General features: G+C 49.6%; 11 protein-coding genes and 1 riboswitch. Of the genes, 6 read left to right on the forward strand and 5 right to left on the reverse strand.

The features are described from left to right. The first annotated feature begins 107 nt into the window (after positions 1–107). The 5 genes from M1D61_RS05830 (at position 108) to ptsP (ending at position 7,869) form a co-directional block, all read left to right on the forward strand. The gene (locus tag M1D61_RS05830) at positions 108–1,727 is read left to right on the forward strand and encodes a flotillin family protein (RefSeq protein ID WP_052723632.1); all 1,620 of its coding nucleotides are present in this window, start codon (positions 108–110) and stop codon (positions 1,725–1,727) included. A gap of 302 nt (positions 1,728–2,029) precedes the next feature. Continuing rightward, a complete protein-coding gene (gene glcT / locus M1D61_RS05835) occupies positions 2,030–2,887 on the forward strand; it encodes a glucose PTS transporter transcription antiterminator GlcT (RefSeq protein WP_046213437.1) in 858 nt (285 codons plus the stop codon). Positions 2,888–3,326: 439 nt separating this feature from the next. Further along, positions 3,327–5,381 (forward strand): glucose-specific PTS transporter subunit IIBC, encoded by a 2,055-nt coding sequence (gene ptsG, locus M1D61_RS05840; protein ID WP_458122421.1) that lies wholly within the window; start codon positions 3,327–3,329, stop codon positions 5,379–5,381. Positions 5,382–5,888: 507 nt separating this feature from the next. Further along, positions 5,889–6,164, forward strand: a complete 276-nt coding sequence (locus M1D61_RS05845; RefSeq protein ID WP_017813500.1) for an HPr family phosphocarrier protein — start codon at positions 5,889–5,891, stop codon at positions 6,162–6,164. Further along, entirely contained in the window at positions 6,157–7,869 is a 1,713-nt protein-coding gene (ptsP, locus tag M1D61_RS05850; protein WP_458121522.1) for a phosphoenolpyruvate--protein phosphotransferase, read from the forward strand. The genes M1D61_RS05845 and ptsP overlap by 8 nt, the downstream gene beginning before the upstream one ends. 421 nt (positions 7,870–8,290) lie before the next feature. Here ptsP and M1D61_RS05855 read toward each other — a convergent pair whose 3' ends face one another. From M1D61_RS05855 to gcvT, 5 genes are all read right to left on the reverse strand, one after another. Then, positions 8,291–8,608, reverse strand: a complete 318-nt coding sequence (locus M1D61_RS05855) for a putative quinol monooxygenase (RefSeq protein WP_458121523.1) — start codon at positions 8,606–8,608, stop codon at positions 8,291–8,293. Positions 8,609–8,750: 142 nt separating this feature from the next. Continuing rightward, entirely contained in the window at positions 8,751–9,302 is a 552-nt protein-coding gene (locus M1D61_RS05860; protein ID WP_458121524.1) for a GNAT family acetyltransferase, read from the reverse strand. Positions 9,303–9,553: 251 nt separating this feature from the next. Continuing rightward, positions 9,554–11,011: an aminomethyl-transferring glycine dehydrogenase subunit GcvPB gene (gene gcvPB, locus M1D61_RS05865; RefSeq protein WP_458122422.1), complete on the reverse strand. Its 1,458-nt coding sequence runs from the start codon at positions 11,009–11,011 to the stop codon at positions 9,554–9,556. A 68-nt stretch (positions 11,012–11,079) separates the two neighbouring features. Continuing rightward, positions 11,080–12,435, reverse strand: coding sequence for an aminomethyl-transferring glycine dehydrogenase subunit GcvPA (gene gcvPA, locus M1D61_RS05870; RefSeq protein WP_458121525.1), 1,356 nt, complete (start codon positions 12,433–12,435; stop codon positions 11,080–11,082). A gap of 65 nt (positions 12,436–12,500) precedes the next feature. Then, complete coding sequence (gcvT, locus tag M1D61_RS05875; RefSeq protein WP_458121526.1) at positions 12,501–13,616, reverse strand: glycine cleavage system aminomethyltransferase GcvT; 1,116 nt, start codon at positions 13,614–13,616, stop codon at positions 12,501–12,503. 292 nt (positions 13,617–13,908) lie between these two features. Continuing rightward, positions 13,909–14,003: riboswitch (glycine riboswitch) on the reverse strand. 181 nt (positions 14,004–14,184) lie between these two features. Between gcvT and gcvH the strand changes: the two genes are divergently transcribed. Continuing rightward, complete coding sequence (gcvH, locus tag M1D61_RS05880) at positions 14,185–14,577, forward strand: glycine cleavage system protein GcvH (protein ID WP_458121527.1); 393 nt, start codon at positions 14,185–14,187, stop codon at positions 14,575–14,577. Positions 14,578–14,813: the final 236 nt, after the last annotated feature.

A 14,813-nucleotide genomic window follows, 5' to 3' on the forward strand; every position in this document is an offset into this window, starting at 1 on the left:
GTAGAAGTAGAAGTTACAGCGATCAATTATAGCAATCGTGTTGCAACACTTATCATTTATAGCAACCGTGTTACAACACCTATCACCGATTCAAAGGGGAGAATACAATGACCATAATGAATGAAATGATTCTGATTCCTGCTGTTGTCGTAATCGTACTCGTCGTACTGGGTATTACCTTCTGGGCCCGTTACAAAACGGTAAGCACCGATGAAGCGATGGTCGTGACCGGTTCCTTTCTCGGCAGCAAAAACATCTCGGATGATGGCGCCGGCCGCAAGATCAAGATCGTCCGCGGCGGCGGTGCATTTATCTGGCCGATTTTTCAGAAATCCGAATTTCTGTCCCTGCTGTCCCACAAGCTGGATGTAACGACACCCGAAGTGTATACAGAGCAGGGTGTGCCGGTACTGGCAGATGGCGTAGCCATTATCAAGATCGGCAGCTCTGTTGAAGATGTGGCTACAGCCGCCGAGCAGTTCATGGGCAAGCCGATTCAAGCGCTGCAGGGCGAAGCCCAGGAAGTGCTGGAAGGACATCTGCGTTCAATTATGGGCTCCATGACCGTCGAGGAAGTGTATCGCAACCGTGACCGCTTCGCTCAGGAAGTACAGAGCGTGGCAGCGCGTGATCTCAAGAAGATGGGTCTGCAGATCGTTTCCTTTACCATCAAGGATATTCGTGACAAGCATGGCTATCTGGAATCTCTTGGTAAACCGCGCATTGCCGCTGTGAAGCGTGATGCGGATATCGCCGAGGCCGAAGCACTGCGTGACTCCCGCATTCAGAAAGCCCGTGCCGAAGAAGAAGGACAAAAAGCCGAACTGCTGCGGGATACCCATATCGCCGAAGCGGAAAAGGAAAAAGAACTGAAAATCGCCGCCTTCAAAAAAGATCAGGATACCGCACGTGCGGAAGCCGATCAGGCGTATCAGATTCAGGAAGCCAAAGCCAAACAGATCATGATCGAAGAACAAATGAAAATCGAACTCGTCCGCAAAGAACGCGAGATCGATCTGAAAGAAAAAGAAATTACCGTACGCGAGAAACAGTATGACGCCGAAGTGAAGAAAAAGGCCGAAGCCGATCGCTTTGCGGTCGAGCAGGCTGCCCAGGCGGACAAAGCACGTAAAATGCGTGAAGCCGAAGCCAAACAGTACTCCATTGAAACAGAAGCCAAAGCATCTGCCGAGCAGCAACGGCTCGCTGGTCTGGCGACAGCCGATGCTGAACGTGCCAAAGGTACCGCCGAAGCCGAAGTTATTCGTCTGCGCGGCCTGGCCGAAGCCGAAGCCAAGCAAAAATTGGCGGAAGCTTTCGAAAACTACGGTCAGGCGGCCATTCTCGATATCGTCGCCAAAATGCTGCCGGAACTGGCAGGCAAAATCGCCCAGCCGCTCAGCAATATCGACAAGCTGACCGTCGTCGACACCGGCAAAGGGGAAGGCGGCGGAGCAGCACGGGTAAGCAGCTATGTCACCGAGCTGATGGCAACCGCTCCCGAGATGCTCAAAAGTGTATCGGGTCTCGATCTGGAACAGCTGATTCAGGGATTCGCCGGCAAAAACAATACTTCTGCCGAACGCCAGCCCGTACTTTCCGATACTAACCGTTCGTACCCGGCACATGGCGAAGCAGACGGTATCCGGCCAGTGGAACTGACAACACCGACTCTTGAAATCAAATCCACCAACCGCATCCCCGATGCCACAATGGATAAAGAGTAAAGCCGATCCATTTTGCAAGGCCACCGATGAAATCAATGTATGCTGCCATCAGTGCCTATGCCCATACCTGCTTATCATTTGTAACCTGCCCGCGGCAAGTGTATAATAGATGTATCTGTGTATAACAACTCTGGATTCCGGATCAGGATATCCATGGAATAGGCAAAAAGACGATGAAGCCGGATAAATCAAGGCTTTATCGTCTTTTTCGCTGTGACGGAGCAATGTGCAGATTATGTTGACTAGCCTGTTATTTTTTGATAACTTATTCGGGATAAGGCGATAGTAAAAGGGGTGCAACTGTGAGCAGCCTACAGGTGGCTAAAGTACTGAATAATAACGTAATTATTGCAGATCATCCTCAGTATGAAGAGGTAGTCGTGATCGGCAAGGGGATCGGATTCAACCGCAAGACGCGCGATCAGATTCCGCTCAATGTCGTCGAGAAAATGTTCATTCTAACCAATCAGCAGGAGCAGGAGCAGTACAAGCAGCTGGCCACACAGATTGACGAACGTATCATTGAAGTGATTAACGAGATTATTCACTTTATTAATAAAGAAAGCAAAACCCCGCTCAACGAGCATATTCATATTGCATTGACCGATCATATCGCATTTGCAATCAAGCGTGCCGAACAGGGCATGACCGTGCAAAATCCTTTTCTGTATGAGACCCGGGAGATGTATCCGACCGAGTACCGGCTGGCCGAGCACGCACTGGAGATGATCAAAAATAAACTGGGCGTTAGCCTGGAAGAAGACGAGATCGGTTTTGTCGCGCTGCATATTTACAGTGCGCTGACGGACCAGCATATTACCCAGATCAAGGCGCATTCCCGTCTGATCGCCGATATGGTCAAAGTAGTGGAGGATAGTCTGCATATTACCATTACCGGCGATAGTCTGGATTACTCCCGTCTGCTGACCCATCTGCGGTTTGCGATCGAGCGCATCCGGCGCGGCGAGAAAGTAGCGGCGACCCATCGGCTGGAAGAGATGCTCAAAGTCGAATATCCGGAAGTGTATTCACTGGCCTGGAAGCTGACCAAAATGATGGAAAGACGCCTGCGCCGGCCGGTATATGGAGCCGAAGTCAGTTATCTGACCATGCATCTGCAGCGGTTCGTCGAGAAGAATGAAACCGAGAATGGATCATGAAATGGTGTCCGGACAGTGTAAAAAAGTATGCTGAATACTTTTTTAATGAAAAGGCTTGCATGTTCAAAATGAGAGTGCTATAATTCAGAACGTAATCAACAAACGAATAGCGTTTATAACGTGTTACTGATTCGATCAGGCATGAGTTAACAAAGTATTTGTAGCGAAGCTGCATAGCAGAGGGATCATTATATCCTTATCTGCAGGCATAGTTTCTGTGTACATATACATTGTTTGCTCATGCCTTTTTTGCATGCTATACACTAGTCGGTTGTTGAACGCAGTGAGGTCAAGGAATCAAGAAAGTTCCATTTTCATAATATATTAGCTGAATGGGTTTAATATATTATCGGTTTGGGTCATACACATTGAAGAAGTGAATCCTGCCTGCACTGCAACTCAAAATCATACATTATATTTAAGAGGGGAAGTGGCTGTATTGTTTAGACGTCTGTTTGGCGTTTTGCAAAAAGTTGGTAGAGCACTGATGCTTCCGGTTGCGATTCTGCCAGCTGCAGGTTTGTTGCTGGGTATCGGTAACCTGTTGGTTAACCCAGACTTTTTGCAGTATATTCCTGCATTGAATGCCAAGTGGGTTCAAATTACTGCTGAAGTAATGATGAACTCCGGGCAAATCGTATTTGATAACCTATCCTTGTTATTTGCCGTCGGGGTTGCCGTCGGGCTCGCAGGAGGAGAAGGCGTTGCTGGTCTGGCAGCGATTATCGGTTATCTGATTATGAACGTAACCATGGGTACAGCTATGGGTATCAAAGCTGAAGATGTGGGTAAAGGTAACTTTGCACTGGCTTCCGTACTCGGTATCCCTACGCTGCAAACCGGTGTATTCGGCGGTATCATCGTCGGTATTCTGGCAGCAGCGATGTACAAGCGGTTCTTCAAAATCGAACTGCCGTCCTACCTGGGCTTCTTTGCAGGTAAACGTTTCGTTCCAATTATGACGGCTGTTACATCCCTGCTCCTGGGTCTGGTTATGATCGTGGTATGGCCTCCGATTCAGTCTCTGCTGAATAACGTTTCCCACAACATGGTCGATGCGAACCCTACACTGTCCGCATTTATCTTCGGGGTTATCGAGCGTTCACTGATTCCTTTCGGATTGCATCATATCTTCTACTCACCGTTCTGGTATGAATTTGGTGAATATGTCAATAAAGCCGGTCAACTGGTACGTGGTGACCAGAAGATCTTTATGGCTCAGCTGCGTGACGGTGTGCCGTTCACAGCGGGTACATTCATGGTTGGTAAGTTCCCGTTCATGATGTTCGGTCTGCCTGCGGCAGCACTGGCAATCTATCATGAATCCAAGCCACAACACAAAAAATATGTTGCAGGTATCATGGCTTCTGCAGCACTGACTTCCTTCCTGACAGGTATTACAGAGCCGCTGGAATTCTCATTCCTGTTCGTAGCTCCAGTCCTGTTCGGTATCCATGCCATCTTCGCAGGTCTGTCTTTCATGACGATGCAGATTCTCGGCGTTAAGATCGGTATGACTTTCTCTGGTGGTCTGATTGACTTTATCCTGTTCGGGGTTATTCCGAACCGTACCGCATGGTGGGATGTTATCATCGTCGGTCTGATCCTAGCAGTTGTGTACTACTTTGGTTTCCGTTTCGCTATCCGCAAATTCAACCTGAAAACACCGGGTCGTGAAGATACGGTTGCTTCGGATGAGAACAACACTGGCGGCAGCGCAACACAAGACGAACTGCCTGGCAAGATTCTGGACGCTTTTGGCGGCCAGGAAAACATCTCCAGTCTGGATGCTTGTATTACTCGTCTGCGTATCCAGGTTAAAGAACCGAAAAACGTTAACAAAGACCGTCTGAAATCGCTGGGCGCTTCTGGCGTACTGGAAGTGGGTAACAACGTTCAAGCGATCTTCGGTACACGTTCCGATACGATCAAATCGCAAATGCAGGACATTATCGCTGGACGCACACCGCGTGCTACACCTCCAAGTGTAGATAATGAACCAGCCAAAGGCACTGCCGAAAACCAGGTAGATGTGATGACTGAAGAAGTTATCGTAGCTCCGGCAAGCGGCGAACTGCTGAATATCAGCGAAGTACCGGATCCGGTATTCTCGCAGAAAATGACCGGTGACGGTTTTGCGATCCTGCCTTCGAATGGAACAATCGCTTCTCCGGTAAACGGTAAAGTATTCAACGTATTCCCGAGCAAGCATGCGATCGGCATCATGTCCGAGACCGGCAAAGAGATCCTGGTACACGTTGGCGTGAACACCGTTAAACTGAAAGGCCAGGGCTTCACTGTGCTGGTTGCTGAAGGTGACGATGTAATGGCAGGCCAACCGATCCTCGAAGTGGATCTGGAATATGTAAAAGCTAATGCTCCATCGATTATTACACCGGTAATCTTCTCCAACCTGCCGGAAGGCGCAGCGGTAACGCTGAAGAAATCCGGAACAGTCAAATCTGGAGAAGGCGATATTATCTCCATTAAATAATCGCAGTTTCAATGTGAATGACGTATTCGCAAGGTCCGGTAAGAGCCGTCCGTAAAAGGGATTCTTGCCGGAATACATTCTCTGTATTACAATCAGCTGCTTAACAGGCAGATCGATCAGCCTCCAACTGAATAGTCCGACATCCAGAAAAACACAACTCATTTCGACGAATCAGCTCGGTAAGCTGCTTAATCCTCAGGATTTATGTCTAAGTATTAAGTGTATGTATGCAGGATGTGTTTCACAGCAAACTATAGGCGGTTCCCTGGAACTTCGCCTATAGTTTGCTATCATTATAAAATGAAAGCATGTTTTAGCAAGAAAGAGCATTTGTATGGTAAAGAAATGAATTTGCCTAAATTTTGCCGCAAATTGCTGCGTATTGCTGAAAAAAGTCGAATTTTTTTCTTACAGAACGTGCATCAAGGTTTATTATGCTGTACAATAGAGTGGATGGCTTAATAGTTACATCTCTATTACTACTAACAGAAAGCGAGTGACTTTATAATGGAAAAAACATTCAAAATCGTTGATGAAGATGGTATCCACGCACGCCCGGCAACTGCACTGGTAACAGCTGCTAACAAATTTGCTTCTACTGAATCTTTCGCTGAAGCTAAAGGTAAAAAAGTAACCCTGAAATCTATCCTGGGCGTTCTGTCCCTGGGTCTGGAGCAAGGTGACACTATCGTTCTGTCCACTACTGGTGCAGAAGAAGAAGCGGCTCTGCAAGCTCTGACTGATGTAATGGTTAATGAAGGGCTAGGCGAAATCAATGGCTAATATTTTGGGAATTGCGGCGTCTTCGGGCATCGCCATTGCCAAAGCATTCCGTCTGGAACATCCTGAGTATGAAATCACCAAACGCTCAGTAAGTGATGCCGATGCGGAACTGGCTAAACTCACGTCTGCTCTGGAGCAATCCAAAGTAGAACTTGAGGCGATCAAAGAGCGCACGCTGCAAGAAATGGGAGCAAAAAAGGCAGAGATTTTCGAATCTCACCTGCTCATTCTGAATGACCCTGAATTGATCGATCCGGTAAAAGATAAAATTTCTTCCGATATGATCAATGCGGAATATGCACTGAACGAAGTGGCTTCCCAGTTCGTAACCATGTTTGAAAACATGAAAAGCGCGTACCTGCAAGAACGTGCTGCGGATATGCGCGACGTAACGAAACGCGTGATCAACCACTTGATGGGCGTGAATTTCCAGAGCCCTGCTGAAATCCGTGAAGAAGTGGTCATCATTGCTGAAGACCTGACGCCTTCCGATACAGCTCAGCTGGACCGCAATTATGTAAAAGGCTTCACAACCAACATTGGCGGACGTACTTCTCACTCTGCGATCATGGCACGCTCCCTGGAGATCCCGGCAGTAGTAGGAACGAAGGAAGTTATGGAAGTTGTACAAAACGGAGATATGGTTATCGTCGATGGTCTCGAAGGTAACGTAATCGTGAATCCGGATGAAGCGACACTGGCAGAATACCGTGCGAAACGTGAAGCTTATGAGGCACAGGTAGCAGAATGGCGCAAACTGCGCGATGAAGCAACTGTATCTAAAGACGGCGTTCACATCGAACTGGCTGCCAACATTGGTACTCCAAATGATGTAGCTGGCGTTATTGATAACGGCGGCGAAGCAGTAGGTCTGTACCGTACAGAGTTCCTGTACATGGGCCGTGATGAGCTGCCATCCGAAGATGTACAGTTCAATGCCTACAAAACCGTGCTCGAAAAAATGGCAGGCAAGCCTGTAGTTGTTCGTACACTGGATATCGGTGGCGACAAGGAACTGCCTTACCTGGTTCTGCCAAAAGAAATGAACCCGTTCCTCGGTTTCCGTGCTATCCGTCTGTGTCTGGATCGTCAGGACATTTTCCGCACTCAACTGCGTGCGCTGCTTCGTGCAAGCGTATATGGTGAACTGCGCGTCATGTTCCCAATGATCGCGACACTGGGCGAATTCCGTGAAGCCAAAGCGGTAATGATGGAAGAAAAAGAAAAACTGGTTGCTGAAGGTGTATCCGTATCGGACAACATCCAACTCGGCATCATGGTTGAGATTCCTTCCACAGCAGTTCTGGCCGACCAGTTTGCCAAAGAAGTGGACTTCTTCAGTATCGGCACTAACGATCTGATCCAGTACACGATGGCAGCTGACCGTATGAACGAACGTGTATCCTATCTGTATCAACCATATAACCCGTCCATTCTGCGTCTGGTTAAAATGGTTATCGATGCAGCGCACAAAGAAGGCAAATGGGCCGGAATGTGCGGCGAGATGGCAGGGGACGCTACAGCGATTCCATTGCTGCTCGGTCTGGGACTCGATGAGTTCAGTATGAGTGCAAGCTCGATTCTGCCTGCACGCAGCCAAATTGCCAAACTGTCCAAAGCTGAAATGCAGGAGCTTGCTGCCAAAGCACTCGACATGCAGACAGCAGAGCAGGTTGTCGAACTGGTAAACGCGATTCAGGTGTAATCGACGGACCTACCGTTTTCGATTCATTTATTCTTTTTCCAACAATCCCATTAAGCTGATTTCCTGAATTGATTCGGGAAATCAGCTTTTTTTCGGTTTTTTTGTGTAAAGATGAACAAGAGCTAAGAGGGAATTCGCTGCGGGAAAGGATCATTCCGGCGGCCTCCGGTTAAGAATGGATATTTGGAATGACCGCTATTGCGGTAAATATCCATTCTTAAATGTCGGCCTCTGGAATGATTCCTTTCCCTTCGCTAAGTGCGCCTGGGGGACTTTGGTTGGAACCAGTCTTGCACAAAAGAAACGAGAGCTGAGTTAGGGGAATAGGTTGGTTTAAGCAGTGGGTTAAGAGTTTTTGAAGAGAAAACGGTATTGATAGGTAATGAGTATGGACTCGAATTCAGGTGATAATAGGTATTGCTTATAAGGTGGAAGGCAGTCCTTTGCCGCCGAGGGGGTGAAAGGTGCTGATTCTTTCCATGCCGGTGATGATGGGTTTGGCTTGTTGGATTAGAGTCTGGGTAGCTTCCAGTTGCAGGGATGCCTGGTGGGCTTGCTCGCTGCTCCATACTTCGTAGACATATACGCAATTCGGTTCATTTTCGGCGATGCTGATCGTGTAAATTTCGCATTCTTGTAGATCTTTCATCGATTCTGCAGCGCCCAGCAGAATGCTGACCATGTTGTCGCGCTGGTTTTCCTGTACTGTAAATTTGCCGAACAATCCGAATCTGCTCATAATATTCCTCTTTTCGTAAATGAATAGGTGATGGTTATCGAAAATGGGTTGGCAGGAAAGCGTAAAGTGATTGTGTATTCGATCATATTGATGTATAACAGCGTAATCCGAAGTACAGTTGACTGATGTGATGCGCAGTCATTTAATCCGATGTCAGGCAGCCCAGTTCATAGTAGTTGTTATTGTTGAATTCAAAGCTTTTGATAACATCGAGACCGAGTTTTTGGGTATGGGCGGCATAGGATCTTGGATTGATATGGTTGATGAATGTGATCAGGATCGGATATCGTTGACTCATTTGTTTTTTGGAAAATTCGAAAACCTTTTTGAGTACTTCGGTGCCTCTGTATGTTGTATCGATGCAGATCGGTCCGTATTGGTAGCTGTTGTCTGTAGACAGTACGGTTCCTTTGTACTCGGTATGCTCCAGATCGCCAATCATATGCTGGAAAAGGGGCCATTTGGACCAGTATTCCCAGGAAGCGGCCATCACGTAAGCGATAACTTTATCGCCATCACACGCAATAGTGACTCCATTTTCCTTTTCAATGATCTCCTTGAATTGCTCGTCTGTAAACAGGGTGGTCACAAACCCATGAGGTTTGTCCTGTTCACTGATGGTTGTAATATGGTATTTTTGCTGTAATTCAGCGATAGCCGGTATATCATCGATTGTAGCGTTTCTGTAAATCATGGTTATCCTCCTACTTAAATCAATATAAAATCTTATCTCTCAATATACAGCCTGATGAAGCAGCAGGTAAATAGTAAGAATTAAATGGGTTATGCGGATATTAGAAAATCGCATATCAGGTAATCGATAGCGCTTATTTAAAGCCAGCGCGGGTATAAAGTACATACAAAAAGCAATCGAGGAGCTTATCGCTACGATAAGTTCCTTGATTGCTTTAATCTATATATGCCGTAAGCTATGAGCTATAAATTTTAGCTGCAAGCGCAGTTGAGTACCGGTTTGCGGGCTGCGGTTGCTTCGTCCAGGCGTTTGACCACCGTTGTATATGGTGCGTTGAGCACCAGCTCCGGCGTGTCTTTGGCTTCCTGGGCAATCTGGATCATCGTATCGATAAAGGCATCCAGCGTTTCTTTGCTCTCGGTCTCGGTCGGCTCGATCATGATGCATTCCTCAACGTTGAGCGGAAAGTAGACGGTAGGCGGATGGTAGCCAAAGTCGAGCAATCGTTTGGCGACATCAAGCGTGCGTACACCGTACTGCTTCAGTCCTTTGCCGGACATAACGAATTCGTGTTTGCATACATTATCATACGGCATAATGTAGTGATCCTTGAGGCGATGCATCATGTAGTTGGCATTCAGCACGGCACATTCGGATACCCGGCGCAGGCCTTCCGGACCGTAGGTGCGGATATACGTATAGGCACGCACGAGAATACCAAAGTTGCCGTAGTACGCTTTGACACGACCGATCGAATCCGGTGAACCGGAACGCAGTGTGTAACTGCCATCTTCCAGCTTCTCGACGACAGGCTCCGGCAGGAAAGGCAGCAGTCGACTTTTCACACCGACCGGACCGGCACCCGGGCCACCGCCGCCGTGAGGCGTGCTCATCGTCTTGTGCAGGTTGAGATGGACCACGTCAAAGCCCATATCGCCCGGACGGGTGACGCCCATGATCGCATTGGAGTTGGCGCCATCGTAGTAGAGCAGACCGCCGGCTTCATGCACGACCTGGGCGATCTCGGTAATCTGTTCTTCGAACAATCCCAGTGTATTCGGGTTGGTCAGCATGAGTGCTGCCGTATCCGGTCCTACCGCTGCACGCAGGGCATCCAGATCGACCAGGCCGCGTTCATTGGAAGGAATGGTAATCGTCTGGAAGCCTGCGACCGTTGCGCTGGCAGGGTTGGTTCCGTGCGAGGAATCCGGCACGATGACTTTGGTACGATGCTCGCCCCGCTTCTCGTGATAGGCACGAATCATCATCAGGCCGGTCCATTCTCCATGCGCTCCGGCTGCCGGCTGCAGGGTTACGGCGTCCATACCGGTCAGGGCAGCCAGATCGTTTTGCAGGGTATGCAGCATTTCCAGCGCTCCCTGGATACTTTGCTCCGGCTGATACGGATGAATTTTGGCAAAACCGGCATAGCGGGCGACATCCTCGTTGATTTTCGGGTTGTATTTCATCGTACAGGAGCCGAGCGGATAGAATCCGTTATCCACGCCAAAGTTCAGACGGGACAGCTCGGTATAGTGACGAATAACATCCACTTCATAGACTTCCGGCAGGGCAGCCGCTTCACTGCGCAGCATGTCTTGCGGAATGACGTCGCTCATCTCGACACGCGGCACATCGCATTCCGGCAGGGAATAGCCGACACGGCCGGGTTGGCTGAGTTCGAAGATCAGCGCTTTTTCCTTAATCACTGCGCCGATTAGTTCGGCGGATGCTGTAGTCTTGGCGTCTGTAGGGGTTGTCGTTACCGTTTCATTTGTCATAGGGATGCCTCCAGTTGGGTTGCCAGTTGATCAATCTCGGATTTGGTGCGCTTTTCCGTTACAGCGAACAGCATGTGACCGGATAACTCCGGATAGGACAGACCAAGATCATAACCACCGATGACACCCTGCTCCAGCAGCTTCACATTCAGCTCGGCTGCGGACGTGCTTTCCGGCAGTTGGATTACAAATTCATTGAAGAACGGAGACTGGAATGCAAGCTTAAGGCCGGGCACGGAAGACAGCTTCTGTGCGGCATAATGGGACTTCTGCACATTCAGGTCGGCGACATCGATCATGCCCTGTTTGCCCATAATGGACATGTAGACCGAAGCGGACAGTGCCAGCAGCGCCTGGTTGGAGCAAATATTGGAAGTCGCTTTGTCGCGGCGGATATGCTGTTCGCGTGTCTGCAGCGTCAGTACAAAGCCGCGCTTGCCGTCACGATCGGTCGTCTGGCCGACGATACGGCCCGGCATACGGCGCATCTGGGCCTGCGATACCGCGAAGAATCCGCATGTAGGACCGCCGAGGGACATGGAAATGCCAAGCGGCTGTGCATCGCCGACAACGATATCCGCTCCCAGCTTGCCCGGTGCTTCCAGCAGACCGAGTGAAATCGGGTTGGTGCTGACAACGAGCAGTGCACCGTGTTCATGAGCAAGATCCGCAGCAGCGCGAATCCCCTCGATACCACCAAAGAAGTTCGGAGACTGCACCAGTACGGCAGCCGTCTGATCATCCAGCACTTCGGCAAGTGCGCTGATATCGGTCACTCCGTCGCCATAGGGCACTTCGACCACTTCCAGATTTAATCCGCGTGCATAGCTGCGTACGACAGCGCGTGCTTCCGGATGAATGGTGGAGAAGGCGACGATCTTGGTACGGCGCGTCGCAGAGGCTGCCAGTGAAGCCGCTTCGGCCAGCGCAGTCGCTCCATCGTACATACTCGCATTGGCTACAGCCATCCCGGTCAATTCGCAAATGTAGGATTGGAATTCAAAAATGGCCTGCAGCTCACCCTGACTGATCTCCGGTTGATACGGAGTATAGGCAGTGTAGAATTCGGAGCGGGAGATCACATGGTTGATCACCGAAGGCACATGATGGTCGTAAATGCCTGCACCGAGGAAGCTGGTGTAACGGTCTGTATCGGCATTGCGACCAGCGAGCTGTGACATATGACGGGTCAGTGCGTATTCGTCCAGCATGTCCGACATCGGCAGTGTGCCCTGGTAGCGAACAGCTGCCGGAATATCCTTGAACAGATCCTCGATGGATGATGCACCTACGACAGCCAGCATATCGGCTTCGTTCTGGGCAGTCATCGGAATATAGCGATGCAATTTCATTATATAGACTCCTTTCGGCAGCAGGAGCTGCCGGGTGATGGTTGATCAGACACGGGAATAATCAATCAGACGGTCACAGGCTTTCTTTTATAAAAAGGAGCTTTGATGACTTCGGCTTTGAGACGTTTACCGCGAATCTCCACTTCAATCTCGGTACCGATGGCCGCGTGTTCCGTTTCGATCAGGGCAAGACCGAGATTACGCTTGAGTGTAGGGGACTGGGTACCGGTCGTCACTTCGCCGATCTGGCGGCCATCCCGGAAGACCGGATAATGGGAGCGGGGGATACCCCGATCGGTAATCTCCACGCCGACCAGCTTGCGCGGTACTCCGTTTTCCTTTTGCTCCAGCAGTACGCTGCGGCCGATAAATTCACCTTTGTCCAGCTTCACAAAGAAACCGAGGCTGGCTTCAAGCGGCGTAATGTCTGCAGATAACTCTTGTCCATATAATGGCAGCTTGGCTTCAAAGCGCAGTGTATCTCGCGCACCAAGTCCGCAGGGTAACAGTCCGTCGGCTTCACCGGCTGCCAGCAGGCCGGTCCAGATGTCACCAGCCTGATCGGCCGGCGCATAGATCTCGTAGCCATCTTCACCGGTATAGCCGGTGCGGGACAGGATGACTTTGGCACCGAACAGTTCCGCATCGGCGATAAAGGAGAAGCCGGGCAATTCCTTGTACGCATCACTCCCGGCAGCTTTTGCCAGAATATCTGCGGAGAGCGGACCCTGCAGCGCGATCAGCGCCGTCTGCTCGGAGATATTTTGCAGCGTGACGCTCTCCGGCAGATGTTTCTGCAGCCACTCTATATCCTTGTCGATGTTGGAAGCATTGATGACGAGCATATAATGCTCTTCGCCCAGCCGGTAGACGAGCAGATCGTCGACGACACCGCCGGTCGCATAACACATGAGTGTATACTGCGCCTGACCATCCTGCAGCCGGGAGACGTCATTGGTCAGCATCTTTTGTAGGTAATCGAGGGAACCGGACCCGCTGATGATCACTTCGCCCATATGGGAGACGTCGAACAATCCTGCTTTCTCACGGACAGCTTCATGCTCTTTCTGGATGCCTGTAAACTGGACAGGCAGTTCCCAACCGCCAAAATCAATGCAGCGCGGGGAACCGGATGCGGCATACAACGGATAAAGCGGTGTGCGCTTGAGTTCTGTAGTCATCAATGATTCACCTCATGGTTTATTTGGTATGGAACAGGATGGGTCATATAGACAAAAAAACAGGGAGGATCAGGAAATAAACAGGCATCGCCCGTATTTTCCTTTTCCTCCCTGTCCTTGGTACCTGAGAGTTACCTTATTTGTCCACTGCCGGATGATCATACAGCATATTCCATCACTGTATGCTATACTCCTCGTAAAAGCATATGGCCGAGATAAGTTTCCCCTTTGGTGATCCGCTCAGGTATGATTATGATGTCTGTTCATAACCGCCGGATTCTCTCCAGAGCCGCGTCCAGTACAGGTCCTTTTGCCTGAGAGATTCACCATAACGGCTTACTCCTTCGGCGCTGCCTTGATGCCGGCAGTCTCTCCCTGTACGTTCATCCGCTCACATATGATGTTATGTATTTCCGAACATTCAAGAATAAAATATTAAAAATGTATGTTTATTATATTAATACTTGATTCAAAGAGGGATGTCAAGACTCTTGACAGCGCAATCTTCCTTACTATACGCTTGTGGCATCAAAACCCAATTATGACATGGAACCGGAGGAATGGAACGATGAGTGAGATCAAAGATCAATTGTTGTACAGCGAGCAACATGAGTGGGTAGAGCGCATCAGCGAAGATACCGTCCGTATCGGCATTACCGATTTTGCCCAGCATCAGCTCGGAGATATCGTATTCGTCGAACTGCCGGAAGAAGGGCGCGAAGTCGCAGCAGATGAAGACGTAGGCACAATCGAATCCGTCAAAACTGTGTCCGAGCTGTTCTGTCCGCTGGCCGGTACCGTTACCACATTTAATCCTGACCTGGAGACCGAACCCGAACTGGTCAACTCCGACCCTTACGGACGCGGCTGGATGATCGAACTCAAAGTAACCGACGAACTGGAAAGCGCCCTGTCCAAACTGATGGACGCCAAAGCCTACGCCGAGCACGTTCAAGACTAATGGATCACCACCAGTCACCAACCCGCCATACATCCAAACCTGCTAACTACCTGCCGCAACCTAATTCTCTCGTACCGAGAACCATGGCACAGGATACATATGGCACCTGAAAAATAAAACAATGATCCGGAAGCAGGCATACCGCCTAACCATGCCTGCTTCCACCCATATCCACCAACCCAAAAGCACAATAATCCCCCAAAATCCAGCCAACTTTCCAATTAAACAAACCCTGC

Source organism: Paenibacillus sp. Z6-24, assembly GCF_054161335.1.

Bases quoted from the DNA above. Each gene is read 5' to 3' on its own strand.
- M1D61_RS05830 (WP_052723632.1), top strand. From the start codon at position 108: ATGACCATAATGAATGAAATGATTCTGATTCCTGCTGTTGTCGTAATC.
- M1D61_RS05845 (WP_017813500.1), top strand. From the start codon at position 5,889: ATGGAAAAAACATTCAAAATCGTTGATGAAGATGGTATCCACGCACGC.
- ptsP (WP_458121522.1), top strand. From the start codon at position 6,157: ATGGCTAATATTTTGGGAATTGCGGCGTCTTCGGGCATCGCCATTGCC.
- M1D61_RS05855 (WP_458121523.1), bottom strand. From the start codon at position 8,608: ATGAGCAGATTCGGATTGTTCGGCAAATTTACAGTACAGGAAAACCAG.
- M1D61_RS05860 (WP_458121524.1), bottom strand. From the start codon at position 9,302: ATGATTTACAGAAACGCTACAATCGATGATATACCGGCTATCGCTGAA.
- gcvPA (WP_458121525.1), bottom strand. From the start codon at position 12,435: ATGAAATTGCATCGCTATATTCCGATGACTGCCCAGAACGAAGCCGAT.
- gcvT (WP_458121526.1), bottom strand. From the start codon at position 13,616: ATGACTACAGAACTCAAGCGCACACCGCTTTATCCGTTGTATGCCGCA.
- gcvH (WP_458121527.1), top strand. From the start codon at position 14,185: ATGAGTGAGATCAAAGATCAATTGTTGTACAGCGAGCAACATGAGTGG.